This is a genomic window from Pseudomonas sp. PDM20 (genome assembly GCF_014852575.3).
GTDB lineage: Bacteria > Pseudomonadota > Gammaproteobacteria > Pseudomonadales > Pseudomonadaceae > Pseudomonas.
On sequence record NZ_CM181224.1, the window covers coordinates 3141650 to 3167292 of the forward strand.

The 25643-nt window shown below is 67.4% G+C and carries 21 protein-coding genes and 1 pseudogene; 4 read left to right on the plus strand and 18 right to left on the minus strand.

The genetic code is table 11. The features are described 5' to 3' along the window. The first annotated feature begins 188 nt into the window (after positions 1-188). Entirely contained in the window at positions 189-2099 is a 1911-nt protein-coding gene (quiC, locus tag IB261_RS14340) for a 3-dehydroshikimate dehydratase QuiC (RefSeq protein ID WP_192382349.1), read from the plus strand. Between the two features lie 98 nt (positions 2100-2197). Further along, entirely contained in the window at positions 2198-2863 is a 666-nt protein-coding gene (locus IB261_RS14345; RefSeq protein WP_081519774.1) for a TetR/AcrR family transcriptional regulator, read from the plus strand. A gap of 221 nt (positions 2864-3084) precedes the next feature. Here IB261_RS14345 and IB261_RS14350 read toward each other — a convergent pair whose 3' ends face one another. From IB261_RS14350 to IB261_RS14375, 6 genes are all read right to left on the minus strand, one after another. Beyond that, positions 3085-3933 carry a shikimate dehydrogenase gene (locus tag IB261_RS14350; RefSeq protein WP_151187000.1) on the minus strand — a complete coding sequence of 283 codons (849 nt, stop codon included), beginning with the start codon at positions 3931-3933 and terminating at the stop codon, positions 3085-3087. A gap of 5 nt (positions 3934-3938) precedes the next feature. Beyond that, positions 3939-4379, minus strand: coding sequence for a type II 3-dehydroquinate dehydratase (aroQ, locus tag IB261_RS14355; protein ID WP_192382351.1), 441 nt, complete (start codon positions 4377-4379; stop codon positions 3939-3941). A 444-nt stretch (positions 4380-4823) separates the two neighbouring features. Continuing rightward, positions 4824-6230 carry a dihydrolipoyl dehydrogenase gene (gene lpdA / locus IB261_RS14360; protein WP_192223360.1) on the minus strand — a complete coding sequence of 469 codons (1407 nt, stop codon included), beginning with the start codon at positions 6228-6230 and terminating at the stop codon, positions 4824-4826. Between the two features lie 14 nt (positions 6231-6244). Beyond that, positions 6245-7528 (minus strand): dihydrolipoamide acetyltransferase family protein, encoded by a 1284-nt coding sequence (locus IB261_RS14365; RefSeq protein ID WP_081519778.1) that lies wholly within the window; start codon positions 7526-7528, stop codon positions 6245-6247. Then, complete coding sequence (locus tag IB261_RS14370) at positions 7529-8581, minus strand: alpha-ketoacid dehydrogenase subunit beta (RefSeq protein ID WP_081519779.1); 1053 nt, start codon at positions 8579-8581, stop codon at positions 7529-7531. Next, entirely contained in the window at positions 8578-9810 is a 1233-nt protein-coding gene (locus tag IB261_RS14375) for a 3-methyl-2-oxobutanoate dehydrogenase (2-methylpropanoyl-transferring) subunit alpha (protein WP_081519780.1), read from the minus strand. The genes IB261_RS14370 and IB261_RS14375 overlap by 4 nt, the downstream gene beginning before the upstream one ends. 273 nt (positions 9811-10083) lie before the next feature. On the opposite strand from IB261_RS14375, the gene IB261_RS14380 reads away from it, so the two are divergent. Beyond that, complete coding sequence (locus tag IB261_RS14380) at positions 10084-10545, plus strand: Lrp/AsnC family transcriptional regulator (RefSeq protein WP_024762520.1); 462 nt, start codon at positions 10084-10086, stop codon at positions 10543-10545. 145 nt (positions 10546-10690) lie between these two features. Here the strand turns inward: IB261_RS14380 and IB261_RS14385 are convergent, their stop codons facing one another. After that, positions 10691-11653, minus strand: coding sequence for a GlxA family transcriptional regulator (locus IB261_RS14385; protein ID WP_192382353.1), 963 nt, complete (start codon positions 11651-11653; stop codon positions 10691-10693). A 260-nt stretch (positions 11654-11913) separates the two neighbouring features. On the opposite strand from IB261_RS14385, the gene IB261_RS14390 reads away from it, so the two are divergent. Further along, entirely contained in the window at positions 11914-12156 is a 243-nt protein-coding gene (locus IB261_RS14390) for a DUF2790 domain-containing protein (RefSeq protein WP_192382355.1), read from the plus strand. A gap of 1 nt (position 12157) precedes the next feature. Here the strand turns inward: IB261_RS14390 and IB261_RS14395 are convergent, their stop codons facing one another. From IB261_RS14395 to paaC, 11 genes and pseudogenes are all read right to left on the minus strand, one after another. Continuing rightward, on the minus strand, positions 12158-12913 hold the full coding sequence (locus tag IB261_RS14395; RefSeq protein WP_412548392.1) for a methyl-accepting chemotaxis protein: 756 nt from the start codon (positions 12911-12913) through the stop codon (positions 12158-12160). 150 nt (positions 12914-13063) lie between these two features. Next, positions 13064-14281 (minus strand): annotated as a pseudogene (locus IB261_RS14400) (cache domain-containing protein); the annotation flags it as partial. A gap of 32 nt (positions 14282-14313) precedes the next feature. Beyond that, entirely contained in the window at positions 14314-15651 is a 1338-nt protein-coding gene (locus IB261_RS14405) for an alginate export family protein (RefSeq protein ID WP_192382359.1), read from the minus strand. A gap of 214 nt (positions 15652-15865) precedes the next feature. Next, positions 15866-16813 (minus strand): helix-turn-helix domain-containing protein, encoded by a 948-nt coding sequence (locus IB261_RS14410; protein WP_192382360.1) that lies wholly within the window; start codon positions 16811-16813, stop codon positions 15866-15868. A 92-nt stretch (positions 16814-16905) separates the two neighbouring features. Beyond that, positions 16906-17940: a phosphotransferase enzyme family protein gene (locus IB261_RS14415; protein WP_192382362.1), complete on the minus strand. Its 1035-nt coding sequence runs from the start codon at positions 17938-17940 to the stop codon at positions 16906-16908. 9 nt (positions 17941-17949) lie between these two features. Continuing rightward, on the minus strand, positions 17950-19224 hold the full coding sequence (locus IB261_RS14420) for an aspartate aminotransferase family protein (protein ID WP_192382364.1): 1275 nt from the start codon (positions 19222-19224) through the stop codon (positions 17950-17952). Continuing rightward, a complete protein-coding gene (locus tag IB261_RS14425; RefSeq protein ID WP_192382366.1) occupies positions 19217-20557 on the minus strand; it encodes an amino acid permease in 1341 nt (446 codons plus the stop codon). The genes IB261_RS14420 and IB261_RS14425 overlap by 8 nt, the downstream gene beginning before the upstream one ends. 407 nt (positions 20558-20964) lie before the next feature. Beyond that, positions 20965-23016 (minus strand): phenylacetic acid degradation bifunctional protein PaaZ, encoded by a 2052-nt coding sequence (paaZ, locus tag IB261_RS14430; protein ID WP_192382368.1) that lies wholly within the window; start codon positions 23014-23016, stop codon positions 20965-20967. Positions 23017-23254: 238 nt separating this feature from the next. Next, positions 23255-24331, minus strand: a complete 1077-nt coding sequence (gene paaE / locus IB261_RS14435) for a 1,2-phenylacetyl-CoA epoxidase subunit PaaE (RefSeq protein ID WP_192382369.1) — start codon at positions 24329-24331, stop codon at positions 23255-23257. Between the two features lie 25 nt (positions 24332-24356). After that, positions 24357-24890 (minus strand): 1,2-phenylacetyl-CoA epoxidase subunit PaaD, encoded by a 534-nt coding sequence (gene paaD, locus IB261_RS14440; protein WP_081519791.1) that lies wholly within the window; start codon positions 24888-24890, stop codon positions 24357-24359. Then, entirely contained in the window at positions 24877-25638 is a 762-nt protein-coding gene (gene paaC, locus IB261_RS14445; protein WP_192382371.1) for a 1,2-phenylacetyl-CoA epoxidase subunit PaaC, read from the minus strand. The genes paaD and paaC overlap by 14 nt, the downstream gene beginning before the upstream one ends. Positions 25639-25643: the final 5 nt, after the last annotated feature.

The following is a 25643-nucleotide window of genomic DNA, read 5'->3' on the forward strand; positions in this document are numbered from 1 at the left end:
TGGCTAAATCTTGAGCAGCGGCCGGAACAGCGTCAATTCGATAAACGGCCTTTGGTTCGGTAATCGAACACAAAACTAACCAGTTAGTACACTTTAAATTGCCGGCAACCCGGACCGCCAGAATAATCAGACTCAGCCGGAGACCGATTCCAACAAGCCCCTCAGCACATCCGGCAGGAGTCAAAGAAATGCAACGTTCGATCGCCACCGTTTCCTTGAGCGGAACCCTGCCGGACAAACTCGAAGCCATCGCCGCCGCCGGTTTTGATGGCGTGGAGATCTTCGAGAACGATCTCCTGTATTACGGCGGCAGCCCGCGCGACGTGCGCCGGGTCTGCGCCGATCTGGGGCTGGCGATCACCCTGTTCCAGCCGTTCCGCGACTTCGAGGGCTGCCGCCGCGACAGGCTGCCGCGCAACCTCGACCGCCTGGAGCGCAAGTTCGACCTGATGCAGGAACTGGGCACCGACCTGGTGCTGATGTGCAGCAACGTTGCCGCCGACTCCTTGGGCGAGCGCGAATTCCTCCTCGAAGACCTCGGCCTGGCCGCCGAGCGGGCCGGCGCCCGTGGCCTGCGCGTGGGCTACGAAGCCCTGGCCTGGGGCCGCCATGTGAACACCTGGCAGCAGGTCTGGGACCTGGTGCGCGAGGTCGATCACCCAGCGCTGGGCGTGATCCTCGACAGCTTCCACACCCTCTCGCTGAAGGGTGACCCGGCGGGCATCGCGCAGATTCCGGGGGAGAAGATCTTCTTCGTGCAGATGGCTGATGCGCCGGTCCTGGCCATGGACGTGCTGGAGTGGAGCCGGCACTTCCGCAACTTCCCCGGCCAGGGCGAGTTCGACCTGGCGGGCTTCCTCGCGCCGATCCTCAAGAGTGGCTATCGCGGCCCGCTGTCGCTGGAAATCTTCAACGACGGCTTCCGCGCCGCGCCGCCGCGCGCCAATGCCGCGGACGGACTGCGCTCGCTGCTCTATCTCGAAGAGAAGACCCGCGCGCGACTGGAGACCGAGGGTACGCCGAAGGAGCAGCTCGACTGCCTGTTCGCGCCGCCGCCGGCCAGCCAACTGGATGGCGTGGAGTTCCTCGAGTTCGCCGTCGACGAAGCCCTCGGTGCGCGCCTGGGCAACTGGCTTGAGCGTCTGGGTTTCGCCCGCGCCGGCGAGCACCGTTCCAAGGCGGTGAGCCTGCTGCGCCAGGGCGATATCCATATCGTGCTCAATGCCGAGCCCTATTCCTTCGGGCACAGCTTCTTCGAGGCCCACGGCCCGTCGCTGTGTGCCACCGCCTTGCGCGTGCGTGACGCCGCCAGTGCACTGGAGCGTGCGCAAGACTACAAGGGCCAGCCGTATCGCGGGCTGGTCGGGCCCAATGAGCGCGAGATTCCCGCTGTGCGGGCACCGGACGGCAGCCTGATCTATCTGGTCGAAGAACGCGCAGCCGGACAGACCATCTATGACATCGACTTCCGCCTCGATCCTGACGCCCAGCCCAGCGGCAAGCTGCAGCGCATCGATCATATGGCCATGGCGTTGCCGGCGGACGGGCTGGACAGCTGGGTGTTGTTCTACAAGGGCCTGTTCGACTTCGAGGCCGACGACGAAGTGGTGCTGCCCGACCCCTACGGCCTGGTCAAGAGCCGCGCCCTGCGCAGCGCCAACGGCAGTGTGCGGTTGCCGCTGAACATCTCGGAGAACCGCAACACGGCGATCTCCCATGCGCTGTCCAGTTATCGCGGCTCCGGCGTCCATCACATCGCCTTCGCCTGCGAAGACATCTTCGCCGAGGTGGCTCGGGCGAAGGACGCCGGAGTACCTCTGCTGGAAATCCCGCTCAACTACTACGACGATCTTGCCGCGCGCTTCGACTTCGACGACGAGTTCCTCAGCGAGCTGGCCTACTTCAACGTCCTCTACGACCGCGACGCCAGCGGCGGCGAGCTGTTCCACGTGTACACCGAACCCTTCGAGGAGCGCTTCTTCTTCGAGATCATCCAGCGTCGCGGCGGCTATGCCGGCTATGGCGCGGCCAACGTCGCCGTGCGCCTGGCGGCCATGGCCCAGGCGCGCAACGGCACCACGCGCCGCTCCAAGGTCTGAGCCGCCGCGCTTTGCCTGAAGGGTGCGGGGGCGCGCATAATCCGCGCACCCCTTCACCACAGCAGGCGCCCCTGGCGCCTGCCTGACGATGCAGAGCCATGACCGACAGCGCCACCCAGCCGATTCCCGCCGAAACCGCCCGCCGGGGTCGCAAGAACAACCCGGAGAAGACCCGCGAGGACATCCTCCAGGCGGCCATCGTCGAGTTCGTCCAGCAGGGGCTCTCCGGCGCGCGGGTGGATGCCATCGCCGAGCGCATGAACACCTCGAAGCGGATGATCTATTACTACTTCGGCAGCAAGGAGCAGCTCTACCAGGCGGTGCTGGAGAAGCTCTACGGTGACATCCGCGGTACCGAGCAGTCGCTGCACCTGGCCGAGCTGGAACCGCTGGAGGCCATGCGCCGGCTGGTGGATTTCACCTTCGACCACCATGACCGCAACGTCGATTTCGTGCGTATCGTCAGCATCGAGAACATCCACTACGGCCAGTTCGCCTCCGGCTCCGAGGCGATCCGCTCGATGAACAGCAACATCCTGCGCACCATCGAGGACATCCTCCAGCGCGGCGCGGCCAGTGGTGCATTCCGCGCCGGCCTGCAGGCCATCGACGTGCACATGCTGATCAGTGGGTTCTGTTTCTATCGGGTGTCCAACCGTCATACGGTGGGGTCGCTGTTCCAGGTCGAGCTGGAAGACCCGGCGATCAAGGCGCGGCACAAGGACATGATCATCGAGGCGGTGTTGCGCTACGTGCGGCCCTAGGCAGGGCTGAAACTGTAAGAGCGGGCCATGCCCGCGACTGCATCCGGCGCGTGGCGATTCACCCGGTAACTTTGTGCCAATCCAGCGCCGGCCCTGCCGGCGGATCGCGGGCATGGCCCGCTCCTACAGGTTGGGGCACTGCCCATTATTGCCGGCGTACACCTGCGTAGGATGGCGTGGAGCGAAGCGATACCCATCGCGGGTACCGCGCCATGGCCCGATTACATCGCGCTGAAATGCGCCAGCATCCGCTCGCTGTCCGCTTCGACGCCACTGAACAGCTCGAACGCCTTCACTGCCTGGAACACCGCCATGTTGCCGCCATCCAGCGTGCGGCAGCCGAGGCTGCGGGCATGCCGGAGCAGCTCGGTCTCCAGCGGGAAGTAGATGATCTCCGCCACCCACAGGCCCGCGTGCAGCAGCTCCAGCGGCAGCGGCGCGCCGGGCAGCTTGGCCATGCCCACCGGCGTGGTGTTGACCAGCCCGTCCGCCTCGCTGACGGCGCCGGCCAGGTCGTGACCGACCCGCGCGCGCTGGCCGCCGAAATGTGCGTTGAGATTGTCCACCAGCGCCTGGGCGCGGGCCGAATCCACTTCGAAGATCGTCAGTTGCTGCACGCCTTCGCTGAGCAGTGCATGGGCCACTGCAGCGCCTGCGCCGCCAGCGCCCAGTTGCACCACGCGTTCGCGCGGTGCGTCGCTGAGGTTGCGCCGGAATCCCTCGGCAAAGCCCAGGCAATCGGTGTTGTGACCGATGCGCCTGCCATCGCGGAGCACCACGGTATTCACCGCGCCGATGCCGCGCGCCTCGTCGGACAGCTCGTGCAGCAGCGGGATCACTGCCTGCTTGCAGGGGAAGGTGATGTTCAGCCCGGTGTAGCCCATGCGCTCGGCGGCGGCGAGCAGGTCGGGCAGGGCGCCGGCATCGACGCCGAGGGCGTCCAGGTCGATCAGCCGGTAGAGGTAGCGCAATCCCTGCGCGTCGCCCTCGCGCTCGTGCAGGGCGGGTGTGCGCGACGCCTGGATGCCGGCGCCGATCAGGCCGGCCAGCACGGTGCGGTATTCGGTCATGGCGCTCACCCCTTCAGCAACTTGGCGAAGTGCTGGATGCCGGCGCGGTAGCCGTCGCTGCCCAGGCCAGCGATGACGCCCACGGCGATGGCGGAGACGAACGAGTGATGGCGGAACTCCTCGCGCTTGTGCACGTTGGACAGGTGCACTTCGACCACCGGCAGCTCCACGGCGGCGAGCGCATCGCGGATGGCTACCGAGGTGTGTGTCCAGGCGGCGGGGTTGATCAGGATCCCGGAGCAGCGGCCGCGCGCCTGGTGGATCCAGTCGATCAGCTGGCCTTCGTGGTTGGTCTGGCGGAACTCGATTTCCAGGCCGTGCTCGGCGCCGGTGCGCTGGCAGAGGGCAGCGATGTCGTCGAGGGTCTTGTGGCCGTAGGTGGCGGGCTCGCGAGTGCCGAGCAGGTTCAGGTTCGGCCCGTTGAGCACGAGCAGGGTATGGGGCATGAGGGGTGGCTCCGTTGTTTTTGTATGGCCGAGTGGGGAATGGCCTGTAGGAGCAAAATGTACCAAATAGTTAATTTGGTCAATGTGGCGATAGAGTGGGGGGTTTTGTAGCGATCTGACGGGTTGAAGCCGTTTAATTGGCCTCAATGGCGTCGATCTCTCGTGAGATGCGCATGAGTGGCGGCGGAAGCAGAACGACAATCTGTGCGGTGATCGACCACGGAGCGTAGGGGCGGAAGTTGTCCGCCGTTCGCGGGCATGGCCCGTTCCTGCATGAGCGTTCGACGTAGGGCGCATAACGCGCAGCGTTATCCGCCGCCTGGTCAACGGCGGATATGCCGTTCCGGGTTATGCGCCCTACGAAAGAAAAGCCCTCCCGGCAAAAAAAGACCCGCCAATCGGCGGGTCGGAGGGGGAAGCCTGGAGAATTGGAGAGCGGCGGCTTCAGACGTGCAAGGCATGCCCCAGCGCGCGCAGCGCAGCTTCCTGCACCGCTTCACCGAGGGTCGGGTGGGCGTGGATGGTGCCGGCGATGTCTTCCAGGCAGGCGGCCATTTCCAGCGACTGCACGAAGGCCGTGGACAGCTCCGAGACCGCCTTGCCCACGGCCTGCCAGCCGAGGATCAGGTGGTTGTCTTTGCGGGCCACGACGCGGACGAAGCCGTCGCTGGATTCCAGGGTCATGGCGCGGCCGTTGGCGGCGAACGGGAAGCTCGCGGTCAACACCTCATAGCCGGCGGCCTGGGCCTGTTCCGGCGACAGCCCGACCACCACCACTTCCGGGTCGGTGAAGCACACCGCCGGGATCGCCGTGGGGGTGAAGGCGCGGCGCTTGCCGGCGATGATTTCCGCGACCATTTCGCCCTGGGCCATGGCGCGGTGCGCCAGCATGGGCTCGCCGGCGATGTCGCCGATGGCCCAGACATCGCGCATGGAGGTGCGGCACTGCTCGTCGATCTGCACGGCGCGGCCGTTCATGTCCAGGCGCAGGGTGTCGAGGTTCCAGCCGGCGGTGTTGGGGTGGCGGCCGACGGCGACCAGCACCTGGTCGGTCTCGATCACCCGCTGGGAACCGGCGCCGTCCTGCACGCGCAGGCCTTTGCCGTCCGGCTCCAGGCCCATCACGCTGTGGCCCAGGTACAGCTCGATGCCCAGCTTGCGCAGGGAATGGGTCACCGGCCTGGTCAGTTCCTCGTCATAGGTTGGCAGGATGCGCGGCTGCGCTTCCACCACCGTGACTTCCACGCCGAGCTTGCGGTACGCGATGCCCAGTTCCAGGCCGATGTAGCCGCCGCCCACCACCGCCAGGCGCTTGGGCAGTGTCTTCGGCGCCAGTGCTTCGGTGGAGGAGATGACATTGCCACCCACCGGCAGGAAGGGCAGTTCCACGGATTTCGAACCGGCCGCCAGCAGCAGGTGCTCGGTGTGGATGTGCTGGGTGCCGCCTTCGGCAAGGTCGACCTCGACGGTCTTGCCGTCGACGATCTTCGCCCAGCCGCTGACCACGGTGACGCCGTGCTTCTTCAGCAGCGCGGCGACGCCGGTGGTCAGGCGGTCGACGATGCCGTCCTTCCATTCCACGGTGCGCTGGATATCGATGCTCGGCGCCTGCACGCTGATGCCCAGCGGCGACTTGCCGGCGAACTCGCGGGCCTTGAGGTACTCCTCGGCGGCGTGGATCAGCGCCTTGGACGGGATGCAGCCGATGTTCAGGCAAGTGCCGCCCAGGGCGGCGCCTTCCACCAGCACGGTGCGGATGCCCAGCTGGCCGGCGCGGATCGCCGCGACGTAGCCGCCGGGGCCGCCACCGATCACCAGCAGGGTGGTTTCGAGAGTCTGGTTCTGTTTCATGTCAGCGGCTTCCGTCAATCGATGAACAGGGTGGCGGGATGTTCGAGCAGGGCGCGTACGGCCTGGATGAAGGCCGCCGCGTCCATGCCGTCGACCACCCGGTGATCGAAGGACGAGGACAGGTTCATCATCTTGCGCACGACCACCTGACCGTTGACCACCATGGGCCGCTCGACCATGCGGTTGACGCCGACGATGGCCACTTCCGGGTAGTTGATCACCGGCGTGCTGACGATGCCGCCCAGTGCGCCGAGGCTGCTCAGGGTGATGGTCGAGCCGGAGAGCTCCTCGCGGCTGGCCTTGCCATGGCGCGCGGCTTCGGCCAGGCGTGCCACTTCCGCGGCATTGCCCCACAGGTCGCGGGATTCGGAGTTGCGCAGCACCGGCACCATCAGCCCGTTGTCGCTCTGGGTCGCGACGCCCAGATGCACCGCGCCGTAGCGGGTGATCACGTCGGCTTCGTCGTCATAGCGCGCGTTGAGTTGCGGGAAGTCGCGCAGAGCGACGACCATGGCGCGGGCAATGAACGGCAGCAGGGTCAGTTTGCCGCGTGCCGCCGCGTGCTTGGCATTGAGGTGCACGCGCAGCGCTTCGAGGTCAGTGACGTCGATTTCCTCGACATAGCTGAAGTGCGGGATGCGCCGTTTGGCCTCGGCCATCTTCTGCGCGATCTTGCGGCGCAGGCCGATCACCGGGATCTGGTGTTCGTCGTGGCGCGCGGCATAGCCGGAGGCGATGGTCGCGCCGCCGTGCTCCAGGAAGTGCTCCAGGTCTTCGCGCAGGATGCGCCCGGCCGGGCCGCTGCCCTGGACGAACTGCAGCTCCACGCCCAGATCGCGGGCACGCTGGCGCACTGCCGGCGAGGCCAGCGGCTTCTCGCCCGGTGCGCGGCGCGGGGCCGGCGATGGAGCAGGGCGCGCAGCCGGGGCGACAGGCTTGCTCTCGACGCGCGGTGCCGGCTTGGGTGCCTCGGCCGCGGGAGCCGGCTTGGCTTCCGGCTTGGCCGGCGCTTCTTCGTGGGCCTTGGGTTGTGCGGCTTCACGGTGGTTGCCGTGGCCTTCCACTTCCAGGCGGATCAGCTCGCCGCCCACGGCCATCACCTGGCCGGGCACGCCGCCCAGGGCGATGATCTTGCCGGCCACCGGCGAGGGGATTTCCACGGTGGCCTTGTCGGTCATGACTTCCGCCAGCAGCTGGTCCTCATGGACCTCGTCGCCGACCTGGACATGCCACTCCACCAGCTCGACCTCGGCGATACCTTCGCCGATGTCCGGCATCTTGATGACGTGAGTGCCCATTCAGACCTCCATGGCGCGCTTGAAGGCCGCGCCGACGCGCGCGGGCCCCGGGAAGTAGTCCCATTCCTGGGCGTGCGGGTAGGGAGTGTCCCAGCCGGTCACGCGCGCAATGGGGGCTTCGAGGTGGTGGAAGCAGTTTTCCTGGACCAGCGACATCAACTCGGCGCCGTAGCCACAGGTGCGGGTGGCCTCGTGGACGATGACGCAGCGGCCGGTCTTCTTCACCGACTCGACGATGGTGTCCAGGTCCAGTGGCCAGAGGCTGCGCAGGTCGATGATCTCGGCATCGATGCCGGTTTCCTCGGCGGCGGTCTGGGCCACGTAGACGGTGGTGCCGTAGGTCAGCACGGTCAGTTCGGAGCCGGGGCGGGCGATGGCCGCCTTGTCCAGCGGCACGCTGTAGTAACCCTCCGGCACCTGGCTGGCCGGGTGCTTGGACCAGGGCGTCACCGGGCGGTCGTGGTGGCCGTCGAACGGGCCGTTATACAGGCGCTTGGGTTCGAGGAAGATCACCGGGTCGTCGTTCTCGATGCAGGCGATCAGCAGGCCCTTGGCGTCGTACGGGTTGGACGGCATGACGGTGCGCAGGCCGCAGACCTGGGTGAACATCGCCTCCGGGCTCTGGCTGTGGGTCTGCCCGCCGTAGATGCCGCCACCGCAGGGCATGCGCACCACCATGGGGACGGTGAAGTCGTTGACCGAGCGGTAGCGGATGCGCGCGGCTTCCGAGACCAACTGGTCGGTGGCCGGGTAGACATAGTCGGCGAACTGGATTTCCACCACCGGGCGCAGGCCGTAGGCGCCCATGCCGACCGCGGCGCCGATGATGCCGCTCTCGGAGATCGGCGCGTCGAACACCCGCGAGGTGCCGTACTTCTTCTGCAGGCCTTCGGTGCAACGGAACACGCCGCCGAAGTAGCCGACGTCCTGGCCGAACACCACGACGTTGTCGTCGCGTTCGAGCATCACGTCCATGGCCGAGCGCAGCGCCTGGATCATGGTCATGCTGGTGACCGCCTGGGCGTTCTCGTGTTGCTGGTTCATGGCATTCATACCCCGAGCTCCTGGCGCTGCCGGCGCAGGTGTTCCGGCAGGTCCTTGTAGACGTCGTCGAACAGGTTGGCGGCGCTGAACACATGGCCGTCCACCAGCGAGCCGTGGCGTTCGGCTTCCTTCTGCGCGGCGATCACTTCGGCTTCCAGTTCCTTCTTCAGCGCTTCCTGCTGCTCCTCGGACCAGATGCCGAGGCCGATCAGGTGCTGCTTGAGGCGGGCGATGGGATCGCCCAGCGGGAAGTTGGTCCAGTCGTCGGCGGGGCGGTACTTGGATGGATCGTCCGACGTGGAGTGCGGGCCCGCGCGATAAGTGACCCACTCGATCAGGCTCGGGCCATGGCCACGGCGGGCGCGCTCGGCGGCCCATTGCGAGGCGGCGTAGACGGCGAGGAAGTCGTTGCCGTCCACCCGCAGCGAGGCGATGCCGCAGCCCACGCCACGGTTGGCGAAGGTGGTGCCTTCACCGCCGGCGATGGCCTGGAAGGTGGAGATCGCCCACTGGTTGTTGACCACGTTGAGGATCACCGGCGCGCGGTAGACGTGGGCGAAGGTGAGGGCGGTGTGGAAGTCGGATTCGGCGGTGGCGCCGTCGCCGATCCAGGCGGACGAGATCTTGGTGTCGCCCTTGATCGCCGAGGCCATGCCCCAGCCGACGGCCTGGATGAACTGGGTGGCGAGGTTGCCGGAGATGGAGAAGAAACCCTTCTCGCGGCTGGAGTACATGATCGGCAGCTGGCGGCCCTTGAGCGGGTCCTGCTCGTTGGAGAGCAGCTGGCAGATCATGTCCTTGAGCGGGTAGTCGCGGGTGATCAGGATGCCTTGCTGACGGTAGGTCGGGAAGGTCATGTCACCGTCGCGCAGGGCCATGGTGTGGGCGGTGGCGATAGCCTCTTCACCCAGGCACTGCATGTAGAAGGACATCTTCTTCTGGCGCTGGGCGGTGAGCATGCGCGCGTCGAAGATGCGCGTCTTGAGCATCAGGCGCATGCCGCGCAGCAGTTGCTCGTGGCTCAGGTCCGGAGCCCAGGGGCCGACGGCGTTGCCGCTCTCGTCGAGCACGCGCACCAGGCTGAAGGCCAGGTCGGTGGTCTGCGCGGGTTCCACGTCGATGTCGGGCTTGCGCACCTCGCCGGCGGGCGACAGGTGCAGGTAGGAGAAGTCGGTCTTGCAGCCCGGGCGTCCGGTGGGCTCGGGGACGTGCAGGCGGAGCGGAGCGTAGTCGGTCATGGTCGGTCTCCAGTTGTGATCGTGGGTGTGGATCAGCAGACGGAAGAGGCCATGCCTGGCGGGCGCACCCGGCCGGGTAGGGCTACGGTGCGGGTGCCGCGCGGGGTCGCGTGGCGGGGGGTGACATCACTCATGGTGAGGTCCTCGGTTGTTGTAGTTGTGGTTTCAGTATAGGTGTGACCGGTTGGTTTTTTGCTCCAAATTGACTAGCTATAAGCTTCGGTATTAGTGTGTTTGAACTATAAAAACAACCTTCTGTAGTACTGAGGAAAAATGGCTGATCTGGACCGCACCGACCTGAAAATCCTCCGCGCCCTGGCCGACGATGGCCGCCTGTCCTGGCGCGATCTGGCGCAGAACATCGGCCTGTCGCTGACCCCGACCCTGCGCCGGGTGCGCCGCCTGGAGGAGGAGCACTACATCCAGGGCTACTTCGCGCGCCTCGACGAAGAGCGCCTGTCCGGCGGCATGAGCGTGTTCGTCTCGGTGTCCCTGGAAAAACAGACCGGCGACTACCTCGCCCGGTTCGAAGAACGCATCGTCCAGGCGCCGCAGGTGATGAGCTGCTTCCAGATGACCGGCGACGCCGACTACATGCTGCGGGTAGTAGTGAAAGACCTGTCGGCCTATCAGCTGTTCCTCACCAATACGCTGACGCAGATTCCCGGCGTGGCGGGGATCAAGTCGGCCTTCGCGCTGAAGTCGGTGATGCTGCGCTCGGCGCCGCCGATCTGAGCCCGCGCAGGAGCGATCAGTGAGCGCATGGGTAGGATGGGTGGAGCGCAGCGATACCCATGCTGATCGTGCGTCGAATTGATGGGTATCGCTGCGCTCCACGCCATCCTACGACGAGGCACGCCGGACACTTTGGCGTGGAGGATCAACCCTCGCGGCGGAACTGCTCGCGATACTGCGTCGGCGTGACGCCCAGGCGCTGGGCGAACACCAGGCGCATGCGCGCCGCGCTGCCGAAGCCGCAGCGCCAGGCGATCACTTTCAGCGCCAGATCGCTGCCTTCCAGCAACCCGCGAGCGGCGTCGATGCGGGCGCGCTGGACGAACTCGGCCGGTGTCACGCCCGCCTCGCGGACGAATACGCGGGCGAAGCTGCGCGGGCTCATCGTCACCTCGGCGGCCAGTTGCGGCACACCCAGCGGCTGGTCGAGGTTTTCCTGCACGTAGCGCTGGATGCGCGCCACCGGCGAGCCTTCATCGGCCGGCGCCTGCAGGAAGGGGCTGAATTGCGACTGCCCGCCCTGACGCTGCGCCACCACCAGCAGCCGCTTGGCCACCGACAGCGCCACCGCCGCGCCATGGTCCTCGGCGACCAGGGCCAGCGCCAGGTCGATGCCGGCAGTCACGCCTGCCGAGGTCACCAGTGCGCCATCGCGCACGTGAATCCGATCGGGCTCGACCAACGCCAGCGGGAACAGCTCGGCCAGCCGCCGCGCATCGCTCCAGTGGGTCGTCACGTGCTTGCCGTCGAGCAGCCCGGCATGGCCGAGCAGAAATGCGCCGGTGCAGATCGAACCGTAGCGCGGCGCCAGCGCGCAAGCGGCACGCAGCCAGTCGAGCAACTCGGGTGCAGGCGATTCTTCCGGCAATTGCGGCCCGCCTGGCACCAGCAGGATGTCGGCGGCGCCGTGACCTTGATCGAGACTGAAGTCGGCACCCAGCAGTTGGCCGTTGGAAGCGCGCAAAGGGAAGGGCGGAGCGGCGAGGGTCAGCACCTGGTAGCCCTGGCCGGCAGGGACGAAGGCATTGGCCTCGGCGAACACGTCCAGCGGGCCGGAAACATCCAGCGCCTGCACGCCGGGGAACAGCAGCATGGCCACGCGCCTCATGGCGCCTCCCGATCCGATCAATGGCGTTCATTCTTGCGGGAGAACGCGCTGGCCGCAAACGCTTCGAGGGTTCGAATGCTGCCAATCAGCCAACAGCAAGCGTGACAATCACACGGCAGGCCGGCTCGGGAGTCGTCATTGTTGCGCAATCTGCAGAAATTCATTGTCGAAGTCGCGCTGTGTCCCGAGCGCCCGCTCGGCTAGATTTATGGCTGTGGGCCACGATCGACGCGACCCGCGTGATCCCTGAGGTTCCTGCCATGAAATCCACCCTTAGCGCACTCTTCGCCATCCCCGCCTTGCTGCTGTGCTTCAGCGCTTTCGCCGACGATGCTGCCGTGTACCACTACGGCATGCCGCTCGACGTGGCCAAGGTACTGAGCATCTCGCAACCCAACGAACGCTGCGAAGTCAGCCAGGCCACCATGGTCTACCTGGACTCCAAGGGCGAGCAGCACACCGTCAAGTACCTGCGCCAGACCCCGATGTGCAGCAAGGTCTGACTCAGGCGCGGAACTGCTCCACCAGTCCCTGCTGCCGGCTGGCCAGGTCGTTCAGTGAGCGACTGGCGCTGGCGGCCTGCTGCGCGTGATCGGAAATGGTCTGGGTGACGTCCCGGATGCCGGCGATGTTGCGGTTGATCTCCTCGGCGACGCTGCTCTGTTCCTCCGCCGCGCTGGCGATCTGCAGGTTCATTTCGCTGATCAGATTCACCGCCTCGCCGATCCGGCGCAGGGCGTCGATGGCCTGGCGCGCCTGATCGACGTTGCCCTGCGCCTGGGCAAAGCTGCCCTGCATGGCGCTGGTCACTGACTGGCCGCGCGCCTGCAGGTTCTCGATCACTTCGCGAATCTCTTCCACCGATTCCTGGGTGCGCCGGGCCAGCCCGCGTACTTCGTCCGCGACCACGGCAAAACCGCGCCCGGCGTCGCCCGCGCGCGCCGCTTCGATGGCGGCGTTGAGGGCGAGCAGGTTGGTCTGCGCGGCGATGCCGCAGATGACTTCGAGGATCGAGCCGATCTGCTCGTTGCTCGCCGCCAGCTGCTGCAACTCGGCCATCGCCTGGTTCATCCCCGCGGCCAGCAGGTCGATACCGCAGTTGGTGGCGTCCAGGGTGCGGAAGCCATCGTCGCAGGCCTGCTCCGCGGTGCGCGCGGCTTCGGCGGCGCGGGCGGCGCTGCGGGCGGAATCCTGGGCGGTGGCGGACATTTCCTGGAGCGCCGTGGCGACCATGTCGATCTCGCGGAACTGTTGCTGCATGCCGTCGCTGGTCTGCCGGGCGATCTGCGCCGAGCGGTCGGCGGTGGAGTGCGCCTCGCGGGTCGCCGACTGCACGGCGGCGATGCTCGGCTGCAACTTGTCGAGGAAGCGGTTGAAGGCGGTGGCCAGCCGGCCCAGTTCGTCGCGGCGCGGGTAATCGAGGCGGCGGGTGAGGTCGCCTTCGCCGTCGGCGATATCTTCCAGCATCCGTGCCAGGCGCAGGATCGGCCGGCTGATGCCGAGCGCGGTGAGCGCCACCAGCAGCATGCCGAGCAGCCCGGCGGCGATGCCTACGCCGGTTTCCAGCGCGGTGCTTTTCCAGCGCAGGTCATCCAGCGTGCCCTTGAGGCGTTCCGCCGGGGCGAGCATCACCGCGCGCGGCACGCTGAGCAGGATGCCCCAGGGCGCGGCGTCCGACACCGGCGCGAGGCTGTGCAGCACGCTGATGGATGCACCGTCATCAAAGGACTGCGAGCGCCCGGCGACGATTTCGGCGAGCACGGTTTTGTCTGCGAACTTCTGCCCCAGCTTCGAGGCGTCGCCGCTGTCGCCAGCGATCAGGCCGTTGGGGCTGAGGATGCGAATGCGGCCCTGGCCGTCGAACAGGCTGCGGCTGCCTTCCGCGCTGCTTTGCTGCAGCGCCGCCAGGTCGATGTCGAAGCCCACGGCAGCGATGGCCTTGCCGTTCTCCAGCAGTGGCAGGGTGACGCTGGTGACCAGCCGGCGCTGGCCGGAGGCATCGTCGAAATACGGGTCGAGCACGCAGGGGCGGGCGTGCCCGGTGGAGCAGGTGAAGAAGGCGTTGTAGGGCTGGCCGCTGGGGCCGGGCGTGGTATCGCCAAGAACCTGCTCGGTGCCGATCACCCGCTGGGTTTGCCCGCCGTTCTGCAGCAGGTAGAGGGCGAAGCGGCCGGTCTCGTTGCTGCCCAGGTCTTCGCGGGCGGCGAACTGGCTGTCGGCGGCGTCCAGCGCATCGGGCTGGAACACCAGGAACAGGCCGAGCAGCTCCGGGTGTGCGCCGAGGGTATCGGCCATCGAATGATTGAGGGCGGTGCGCAGCGCGGCGGGGTCGAGGACGCCCTGGTGCTGTTGCGCACGCAGGCTCTGCACGGTGCGCAACAGGCCTTCACCGAGCAGCAGGTTGTTCTGCAGGCGCTCGCGGATCAGCAGGGCTTGCACCTGGCCCTGGGTTTCCAGGTTGTGCCGCGCGGCAACGGCGAACAGCTCGCCGCTGTCGTGCTGGATGGTGCGGCTGTCCTGCCGCGCCTGGTACAGCGAGAGGCCGATCAGGACGCTGGCGACGAGGATCAGGCAGAGGCCCGCCAGCCAGGTGATGCGGCCCTGGATGGACGTCAGGAGGCTGGGCATGGCGGGCTTTCCTTATGCTTCGAATCCCTGGATCAGAACGTGGTGGAGAACAGCAACTGGCTGTAGAGGTTGCTGTTGTCGTTGCCGATCTGGGTGCCGCCTTCGGCTGCGCTCTTCTTCGGCTGGTACAGGCCCACCAGCGGGATGATCACCAGGTGCTCGTTGATCGCCCACTCGGCGTAGAGGTCCAGTTCGCGACCGTCGGTGTTGCCCAGGTCGGTGTCCAGGGTGTGGAAGTCGAAGTACTGCGCGCCGATGGAGAGATTCTCCAGCGGGGTGACCCTGGCGCCGACGTTGTGTACGCGCGTGTTGTTGTTGAACGGGCCGGAGTAGTTGCCCGCCACCTCGCCCTGGAACCAGGTGCCGAAGCCACGGCTGAAGCCGTAGAAGAGGGTGTCGTAGCCTTCGGAGAAGCGGCTGAAGCGGTAGCTGACATAGGGCTTCCAGGTGACATCGGAGAAGGTCCAGCCGGCCTCCAGGTACCAGGCGTTCGCAGTGTCGTCGGTGTACTGGGCGTCGCGCTTGTCCTGCCAGGCGTATTCACCGGAGAGGAACAGGTTCTCCACGCCGGCATTGCCGGTGCCGCGCAGGCTGTAGGTCTTCATGTCCTTGCGGTCGAGCTGGATGGGCGAGGCGTAGCGCTCGTCCACGTCGGTGACGTCGATGTAGGTCAGGCCGAAGGTGGCTTCCGGGGCGACGTGTTCGAGGGTGGCGACATACAGCTCGGAGTTGGCCTGGGCGCGGTTGTCCGACTTCAGGCGCATCAGGTCGCCGCGCCAGCCTTCCTTGCCGCCTATGCGCAGCACGGCGGTTTCGTCGAAGTCGCGGCGCGCCGCCAGGTAGTAGCCGCCGCCACGGTTGTATTCGCCGTCGGCCAGGCCCTTGCCCATGTTCAGGGCGTCGCCGTCGATCAGGAAGCCATCGCCGACCACGATGTTCTGGCGACCGAAGGACAGGTCGATGCCATCCTCGCCCAGCACCGGGAACAGCCCGGCCGAGCGCCAGCCGGCGTAGGCGTCCTCGATCTTGGTGGTGCGCTCGGAGCCATCGCTGAAGCCGGCGGCGTCGCCGTCGCCCCAGGTGCCGGAGCTGAGCAGGTTGAAGGCGCCGTAGGCGGTGCCCGCGCCCCCCAGCTTCTGGTCGCCGCTCAGGCCGTACTTGATGAAGCCTTCCTGCCAGGACGACGAGCCCTCGTCCAGGGTGCCGGTCATGTTGTAGCGCTCCTGGCTGTGGAACAGCCCGAAGGTCGCCGAGAGGTCGGCGTTCAGGTGCGTGTCGTCGGTCGCGTACAGCTCGTAGGCGCTGGCGGAACTGGCCCCGGCGATGAGCAGGGCGAGCAGGGTGGGGCGCAGCACGGCGGCGTGGGTCATGGTGAAGGCATCCGTTTCGTTATTGTCGATTGAGGGGATGTGACTTCTGCCGATGCTAAGTAAGGGCTGGCCCTGTGCCGTTGCTCCTGTCTGCCAAGTGATTGGGTGTGGTTGCCAGATGGACGCTGGGCTTTTTTGGCTCGCGCGGTCCCCTGTAGGAGCGCGCCATGCGCGCGATCGCGGGCATGGCCCGCTCCCACACGCGGCTCGGACTTCAGCGTGCGCGGGAAATTACCGACGGTTGCTCGGCGTAAAGGCGTTTGTAGAGAGCCGAGAAATGGCTGGAACTGGCAAACCCCAGGTCCAGCGCCAGGTGGGTGATGCTCTGCTGCGGCTCCTGCTTGAGCCGGCGGCGCGCCTCGGCCAGGCGCAGGCTGAGGAAGAACTGCTGCGGTGTGCTCTGGCAGATCTGCCGGAAGCAGTACTGCAGGGTGCGCTGGCTGGTGTTCAGGCTCTGGCTCAGTTCCAGCAGCGACAGCGGTTCGGAGAGGTCGGCCTGCATACGTTCGATGGCCGCCAGCACCAGGCGGCGATGCTGCTGCAGTGAGCGCGGCGCGCCTTCGCGGTCATTGCCGGGGAGGATTTCTTCCAGCGCCTGCAGCACATGGCTGAGCACCAGGGCGACTGCGTGCCCGGCCTGTTGCGGGTCGTCCACCCGCCACGGCTCGCCTTCGAAGGCGGCGAGGGCGTCGCACAGGCTGCGGCGCAGGTCGCCGGCGCCGGTAGGGGAAAGCTCCAGGCGCCGCTGCTGCAGCGCGCGCTCGAACAGCTCACGTTCCTCGGCGCCGAGCAGACGTTCCAGCTGTGGCTGGCTGAAGGTCAGGCCGAGCATGTGGATTTCCCCGGCGGCGCAGATTTCCAGCTCGCGGCCGCCTTCGAGCACCAGCAGGGTATCGTCGTGCAGGGCCTGGCCGTTGAAGCGCGAATCGGCACTGGCGCGCAGCGGGATGCCGATCACCAGGTGGCCGGCGGGCGGCGCCATGTTCTCGTGCAGGTGCAGGTTGGAGTGTTCGTAGATCAGCGAGGCGTCGGGCAACTGCACATGCAGCAGCTCCGCCTGCAGGCGGCCGTGGCCGAGCTGGGTGTAGTCCTGGCTCCAGCCGGCGAGGGCGCAGGCCAGTTCATCGGAGTCGGTTGCCTGGTGGCGGGCGATGCCGGTCATTGCGGGTCACCTCGGTTGTGCGCCGAGTATCGGTCAGTGCTGGCGGGCAGGCTTGTGCCTGCGCGCCAGGGTGTTGCGGCGCTCTGCCAGTTTCAGCGGCCGGCGAGGTAGGCGGCGGCCAGTGTACAGGCGCGCTCGATCAGCATGGGCGCCAGTTCCCGCGCGGTTTCGCTGTTGCGTCGGGTGTGCACCCAGCCCAGGTAGGTGGTGCCGCGCAGGGCGAGGAACAGCGGCAGCGCGGCGCGGTCGTCTTCGGACAGTGGCTTGACCGAGTCGTAGCCGGCCAGCAGCGCCGCCTGGATCTGCGCCAGGCGCGGGTCGTCCAGGCAGAAGTACAGCGCGGTGGCCAGCTCGAACATGTGCCAGCCGAAGCCGGCATCGTCGAAGTCGATCAGCTGCAGCTCGCCACCTTCGAGCAGCAGGTTCTCCGGCACCAGGTCCGCGTGGATCATGCCGAAGTTGCCCAGGCTGCGGCCGTAGCGGCGCAGGTCCAGGCGGGCTTCCTGGCGTGCCCGCTGGAGCAGTTCGCGCTGCTCGGTGCTGAGCAGGTCCAGATCCCAGAAACGCCCCCAGAACGGGTTGGCACCGACAAGGCCTTCCTCGTCCCAGGCGTGCCGGGTGAATTCGTTGGGCTGGCGCCACTGGGCCGAATTCAGGTGGATACGCGCGGCCACGGCGCCGGCCTGGTGGAACAGCGCCTCGATATCGCCATCGGCGCTCAGGCCCTGCTCGGCGGAGCCCAGGGTGCTGCCGGACAGCCAGCCGAGCATGTCGACGAAGCGCGATTCTTCCAGCGCGGTGCTGCGCACCTCGGCCAGGTGCTCGCCGCTGCGGGTGCGGATGATGCTCGGCACGCCGATGCCGCCGGCGGCCAGTTGCTCCATCCAGGTCAGCTCCGAGCGCAGCGCCGCTTCGCTGTGGTAGCCGCCGCGGTGCACGCGCAGGGCACTGCGGGTGCCGTCGCTGCGGGTGGCGCAGAACACTGCGTTCTCGCGGTACTTGAGCAACTCCAGGCCGACGAAATCGCCGTCCCAGTGGCGCAGCGCGTCCAGCGCCAGGTCGCGCAGGCAGGCGATCTGCTGGTCGTGATCAAGCTCTGCGAAACCAGCCTTGGAAAAGTCGTTCATGGTGGCTCCTCAGAGTTCGCTCAGGACCTGGTCCAGGGTGTCGATGAACAGCTCGCCGTGCTCGGCCTCGAACACCAGTGGCGGGCGGATCTTGAGGATGTTGTCGTCGCCGCCGATCTTGCTGATCAGCACGCCGCGCTGGCGCATGCTGTTGACGATGCGCCGCGCTTCGAGGCCGGCCGGCTCGCGGCTGGCACGGTCGCGCACCAGTTCCACGGCGAAGAACAGGCCCTGGCCGCGAACGTCACCGATGATCGAGTGGCGCTCGGCGAGGCGGTGCAGTTCGGCGCTGAGCTTGGCACCCTGGCGCCGGGCGTTGCCTTGCAGGTCCTGCTCGGCGATCACGTCCAGCACCGCCTGGCCGACGGCCGCCGCCACCGGCGAGCCGCCGAAGGTGTTGAAGTACATATTGCTGCGGCCGAAGGTCTCGACGCGCTCGCGGGTGGTTACCACGCCCGCCAGGGGGAAGCCGTTGCCCATGGGTTTGCCGAGGGTGACGATGTCTGGCACCAGCGGGTGTGACTGGTGGCCCCACATGTGGTCGCCAGTGCGGGCGAAGCCCGATTGCACCTCGTCGGTGATCAGCAGGCCGCCGGCATCGCGCACCAGCTTCGCCACGCGCTCCAGGTAGCCGGCCGGGAGACGGGGGATGCCTTCGTTGGCGAACAGGGTGTCGATCAGCATGGCCGCCAGGCCTACGCCGGCTGCCTGCAGCTCGGTGATGGCTTCGGCGACCTTGGCCACGTAACGCTCGGCGATTTGCTCGGGCGTGCCGTCGGCATGGTAGAGGCAGGGGATCGGCACCGCCCGCGCGTGGGCGGAGAACGGCTCGGAGCTGGGCAGCGCGGTGGTCACTGCCGCCAGGCTGGTGGTGTTGCCGTGGTAGTTGTAGTCGCTGACGATCACGCCCTTGTTGCCGGTGGCGAAGCGCGCGATGCGCAGGGCCAGCTCGTTGGCCTCGCTGCCGGTGCAGGTGAACATCAGGCTGTCGAGGGGCTCTGCGAAGGTCGCGGTGAGGCTCTCGGCGTAGCGCACCACGCGCTCGTTGAGGTAACGGGTGTGGATGTTCAGCATCGCCGCCTGTTCGGCCATGGCCGCCACCACCCTGGGGTGGCAATGGCCGACGCAGGGCACGTTGTTGTAACAGTCCAGGTAGCGCTTGCCGGCGGCGTCGATGAGCCAGACGCCGTCGCCTTTCACCAGCTCCAGCGGCTCGTCGTAGAACAGCGGCGAGGCATCGCCCATGACCTGGTGGCGGCGTTGCAGCAGGGTGGGTTCAGACATTCTCGGCATTCTCCAGGGGCTTGCCGGCGCGGGATGCGGCGCGCAGCAGGTAGTTGAGGATGAGGGCGGCGACCACCAGGGCCAGGGCGCTGAGCATCGCCACTTCGAGCTGGAAGCAGGCGGCGATCACCACCAGCGTCAGCAGCATGCCGACGCTGGCTACGAGCGGGCCGCCGCGCAGGCGGAACGGGCGCACCAGGCCGGGCTGGGTGCGGTGCAGGCGCAGGTAGGCGGCGAACAGCACCAGGTGGCAGCTGCCCAGCAGCAGGACGATGCACAGCAGGAGTTTTTCCGGCGGCACCAGGGTGAGCGGCAGGCCGATCACGGTCAGCACCAGCAGGGCGACGTAGGGCGCGCCACGGCGGTTGGTGCGGGCCAGGGCGGCGGGGAAGAAACCGTCACGGGCCAGGGCGAACAGCTGGCGGGAGGCGGAGAACACCACCGAGAAGAAGGTCGCCAGCAGGCCGCACACGGCACCGGAGCCGACCAGCAGCGGCAGCCAGTCACGCTCGCCGTAGAGCCCGCCGTGGGTCATGGCGGCGTACAGCGGGTCGCCCGCATTGCCGACCACTTCCACACCGGCTGCGCCCGGCGCGCTGATCACCACGGTCAGGGCGGTCAGCAGCAGGGTAGCGACGGCGGCGATGATCCCGCGCGGCATGCTGCGGCCCGGCTCGGCGGCTTCCTCGGCGGCGGAGGCGACCTGCTCCAGGCAGATGAACATCCAGATGGCGAAGGGCACGCAGGCGAAAACGCCAGCGACGCTCACGCCCGGCAGTGCGCTGCTGGCGTTGGGCAGCGGGCTGCCGGTAGTGGCCAGCAGGTTTTCCCAGTGCACGTGGGGCAGCATGGCGCCGCCGAAGGCCAGCAGCGCGATGGCCGCCACGGCGCCGGCCAGCAGGGTCAGCCCGAGGGCCTCGCCGACGCCGACGATGTGAATGCCGATGATTACCGCGAACAGGCCGATGCGCACCGGCCAGCCGCCGAAGCCGAACACCGACTCCATGTAGGCGGCGAGGAAGTTGGCGGCCGCGCCGGTGCCGATGGTCAGCGCCAGCGCACAGGCCGCGCCAACCAGGTAGCCGACGAAAGGCCCGAAGGCCAGCTGCGCGTAGGCGAACACGCCGCCGGCATGGGGCCGCGCGGTGGACAGTTCGCACACGCACAGCGCCAGGCCGCCGCAGAGCACGGCCATCAGCAGGGTGGCGACGAGCATGTTGGCCCAGCCGCTGCTGGCCAGGCCGTAGTTCCAGCCGGAGAACTGCCCGGCGATGACCAGTGAAATGCCGAGCCCGGCGATCTGGGGCCAGCGGAGTACGCCTTGTTTGAGCATGGTGGTTGTCCCTTGCCTGTAAGTGATGAGGAGTGAACGGCAGTCAGCCGCGCGCGCCGGAGCGCAGCGGGCAAGGGAGGGCGTCGGCGGTTGCCGACGGCTGGATGCGTGGAGTCATGGGGCGGCCCTTCTTGTTGTTTTGTGGGTTGCACGCGCCCGCCGTCAGGTGCGGCGGGCAGGGAGAAGGTACGAAGGGCGCGGGGTTGGGCGATATCAGAAATGCGCAAAGACGTCCGCGCGGATCGTTGGTCTGTCGGGCCCATGACGCGCCAGCGGTATCCGCCCTGCGCCCTTGCTCGCGATTCGCACTGCACGCAGGCCGCTTCCGGATTTCATTTTTCACAGGCATGAAAAAACCGGCCAGAAGGCCGGTCGAAGATGACACCGGAGTCTCTACGCTCAGCGCATCACGCGCGCTTGAGCACCAGGGTAAGGATGTCGTAGCTGGCCACCAGTTCGCCGAGCTGGTTGGTGACTTCCACGTCCCAGGCCACCACGCCCTGCGGTTCGCCCTTGGGGCTCTTCTTGCCCTGGTCGATCTTGCGCTTGCAGGTCAGGCGGGCCTGGATGGTGTCGCCGATGCCCACCGGGTTGATGAAGCGCAGGGTGTCCAGGCCGTAGTTGGCCAGCACCGGACCGACGCCGGGGGAGACGAACAGGCCGGCCGCCGCCGAGAGCACGAAGTAGCCGTGGGCGATGCGCTTGCCGAACTGCGAATCCTTCGCTGCCAGTTCGTCGAAGTGCATGTAGAAGTGGTCGCCGGACAGGCAGCCGAAGTTGACCAGGTCGGCCTCGGTGACGGTGCGGCGGTGGGTCAGCAGCGACTCGCCGATCTTCAGATCGTCGAAGTAGCGGCGGAACGGGTGCACTTCGGTCTCGTAGACCTTGGCGCCACGCACGTATTCGCCGGTGACGGCCATCAGCATGGTCGGCGAGCCCTGAACGGCAGTGCGCTGCAAGTAGTGCTTCACCGCGCGCAGGCCGCCCAGTTCTTCACCGCCACCGGCGCGACCCGGGCCGCCGTGCTTGAGCACCGGCAGCGGGGAGCCGTGCCCGGTGGATTCGGCGGCGGACTCGCGGTCGAGGATGTGCAGGCGGCCGTGCAGTGCGCCCATGGCCGGAACGACTTTCGCCGCTACCTGCGGATCACGGGTGATCAGGCTCGCCACCAGGCTGCCCTTGCCGCGGGCGGCAAGGGCGATGGCTTCGTCGATGTCGTCGTAGGCCATCAGGGTGCTCACCGGGCCGAAGGCCTCGATGTCGTGGGCGCCGCCTTCAGCATGCGGATCGCGGCTGCGCAGCAGGGTCGGGGCGAAGAACGCGCCTTCGCTGACGCCGTCGCCGCGCGGGGCGAAGCCATCTTTTGCGCCGAAGACCAGCTCGCTGGACTTCAGCATTGCTTCGACGCGCTCGGCAACGTCGGACTGCTGGGCGTGGGAGGCCAGGGCGCCCATCTTCACGCCTTCCACCGACGGGTCACCGACCACGACCTTGGCCAGGCGCTCACGCAGGCGCTCGGCCACGGCGTCGATGTGCCTGGCGGGAACGATTGCGCGGCGGATGGCGGTGCATTTCTGCCCGGCCTTGGCGGTCATCTCGCGGGCCACTTCCTTGACGAAGAGGTCGAACTCTTCGTCGTCCGGGGTGACGTCCGGGGCGAGGATGGCGCAGTTCAGCGAGTCGGCCTCTGCATTGAACGGCACCGAATTGCGGATCAGGTTGGGGTTCACGCGCAGCTTGGCGGCGGTGTCAGCGGAGCCGGTGAAGGTCACCACATCCTGGCCCTGCAGACGGTCCAGCAGGTCGCCGGTGCCGCCGATGATCAGCTGCAGGCTGCCGGCCGGCAGCAGGCCGGACTCATGCATCACGCGCACGGCGGCCTCGGTGATGTAGCTGGTGGCGGTGGCCGGCTTGACGATGCACGGCATGCCGGCGAGGAAGCTCGGCGCGAACTTTTCCAGCATCCCCCAGATGGGGAAGTTGAAGGCGTTGATGTGCACGGCGATGCCGCCGCGCGGCACCAGGATGTGGCTGCCGGCGAACTTGCCGGTCTTGCCCAGCGGGATCGCCGGGCCTTCGTGGACGACGTTGCCCGAGGGCAGCTCGCGACCGCCGACGCCCGCGTAGGCGAACAGGGTGCCGGCGCCGCCTTCGATGTCGATCCAGCTGTCGGCGCGGGTGGCGCCGCTGTGGCGGGAAATCTCGTAGAGCTGTTCCTTGCGCTCGGTCAGGTACAGCGCCAGGGCCTTCAGGCGCTGGGCGCGCTGCTGGAAGTCCATGGACATCAGTTCTTTCAGGCCCTGCTCGCGGGCGTGGGCGACGGCTTGCCCGAAGTCCAGCGCCTCTTCGTGGGTGCGCGCGACGGTCTGGCCGTTGAGCGCGCTACGCAGCGCCTGGGCGCCATGCTGGCCGACCCAGCGGCCGCCGATGAAACTTTGCAGGATTGGCTCTTGGGCCATGGTTGTCTTCCTCCGGATCGCTACGCAAGGGTGCCGGCTGCTGCCGGTGACCGCCGCGCCGGGTGGGCGACGGCGGTGCTTGTGAGGTGGCGGGACTGGGCCGCCGGATAAGGTTCGCCAGGAGCCTTGTGGGCCGCTGGCGCTGGAACATTTGGAGCACGGCGCTCCCTGTAGGAGCGGGCTATGCCCGCGATCGCGCCCATGGGGCGCTCCTACTGGTTGAGTCCGCAGCTACGACTCAGAGCTGGTCGAAATCCAGCACCACGCTGTCGCTGATCGGGTACGCCTGGCAGCTCAGTACGTAGCCGGCCGCCACTTCGTAGTCCTCCAGGGCAAAGTTGCTGTCCATCTCCACCTCGCCGGATACCACCTTGCACTTGCAGGTCGAGCACACGCCGGCCTTGCAGGAGTAGGGCAGCTCGGCGCCGTGTTCGTTGCCGGCGTCGAGCACGCTGACGGTGTTGCGGGCCAGCTCGAAGGACAGCTCGCGGCCATCGCTGATCACGGTGATCTGGCTCTTCGCGCTGTCGATCGCGGCGGCGGCCTGGCGGGCCTCGCGCTTGCTCTCGCTGCCGGCGGCGGCGAACAGCTCGAAGTGAATGCGCTCGGCCGGCATGCCGTTGCCTTTGAGCTGGTCGCGCACGGTCTCGGTCATCGCCTGCGGGCCGCAGATGAAGGCGGCGTCCAGGCTCTTCACGTCGAGCCAGCGGCTGAACAGCTGGCCGCACTTGTCGGCGTCGATGCGGCCGTTGTAGAGGTCCACGTCCTGTTGTTCGCGGCTGAACACGAAGATCAGGTTGAGGCGCTGCAGGTGGCGGTTCTTCAGGTCTTCGAGCTGCTCGCGGAACATCGCGGCGTTGCTGGAACGGTTGCCGTAGAGCAGGGTGACGCGGCTGTTCGGCTCGGTCTCCAGGGTGGTCTTGACGATCGACAGGATCGGCGTGATGCCGCTGCCGGCGGCGACCGCCAGGTAGTTGCCATGGCGCGCCGGGTCGAGCTGGATGTTGAAATGGCCGGCTGGCGGCATGACTTCCAGGCTGGCGCCGACCTTCAATGCTTCGTTGGCGTAGGCGGAGAAACGCCCGCCCGGCACGCGCTTGATCGCCACGCGCAGTTCGCCGTCATTGACGCCGCTGCAGATGGAATAGGAGCGGCGCACTTCCTCGCCGTCGAGCTGGGTGCGCATGACCAGGTGCTGGCCGTGCTCGAAGCGGAAGCTGTCGGCCAGGTCCGCCGGGACGTCGAAGGCGATGGACACGGCGTCGCGGGTTTCCGCGCGCACTTCCTTGATTTTCAGGCTGTGGAACTTGCTCATTGTTCTTCTCCGGCGGCGCCGCCGCTCAGATGCACTTGAAGTAATCGAATGGCTCGCGGCAGTCGACGCAGCGGTACAGCGCCTTGCAGGCGGTCGAGCCGAACTCGCTGAGCAGCTCGGTGTGCGCGCTACCGCACTGCGGGCAGCAGACTTCCGGGCTTTCGCCGAGCAGGCTGCGCTTGCTGGTGCTGCCGGCCGGCGGGGCGATGCCGTAGGCGCGCAGCGCTTCGCGGCCGCTGTCGCTGATCCAGTCGGTGGTCCAGGCCGGGTTCAGCCGGCGCTCCAGTTGAGGCGCGGCGAAGCCGGCGTGTTCCAGGGCGTGCTGTATGTCCTGCTCGATCACCTCGGTGGCCGGGCAGCCGGAGTAGGTCGGGGTGACCACTACGTGCAGATGCCCGTCCTGCCAGTCGAGCCCGCGCACGATGCCCAGCTCGACCACGCTGACCACCGGCACTTCCGGGTCCATCACCGCGCCGAGCACGTTCCAGGCATGGCTGAGGTCGTCAGCGGAGCCTGCGCGCGCGCCGCGGTCGCTGGTAATCAGCTCACCAGGTCGCATCGGGGTAGGCCCGCTGGAGGAACTGCATCTCGGCCAGGAGGATGCCCAGGTGCTCGGTGTGCACACCGCGACGACCGCTGAGGTAGAAGTTCACCGCCGGCTGGGGTAGCGGCAGGGTCGCGGCGGCGAAGATGTCGGCGACCTTGGCTTTCCAGGCGGCGGCGAGTTCTTCCGGGTTCGGCGCTACGCCTTCGGCGAACAGGCGCTGCTCGATTTCGTCGGCATTGCAGAGTTCGACGGTGAAGCGCCACACCTGCGGGATCGCCGCGAGCATGCGCGTATGGCTCTGCTCGGTGCCGTCGCCCAGACGCTGCATCCACTCGCCGGAGCGGCGCAGGTGGTAGGTGACTTCCTTCAGACCCTTGGCGGCGATGGCGGCGATGCGCTCGTCGCTGGAGGCGCTCAGGGCGTGCAGCACGTGGAAGTGCCAGGCGTCATAGAGGAACTGCTTGGTGATGGTCACGGCGAAGTCGCCGTTGGGCTGCTCCACCAGCAGCAGGTTGCGGAAGGCGCGCTCGTCGCGGCGGAAGGCCAGGGCGTCGGCGTCGCGGCCGTCGTCCAGTAGCTCCACGGCGTACTCGTACCAGTTGCGCGCCTGGCCCACGAGGTCGAGGCCGACGTTCATCAGCGCCAGTTCTTCTTCCAGCGCCGGGGCGTGGCCGCACCATTCGCACAGGCGCTGGCCCTGGATCAGGGCGCTGTCGGCGAGGCGCAGCAGGTATTCGATCTTGTCGGAATTCGGATTCATCGCAC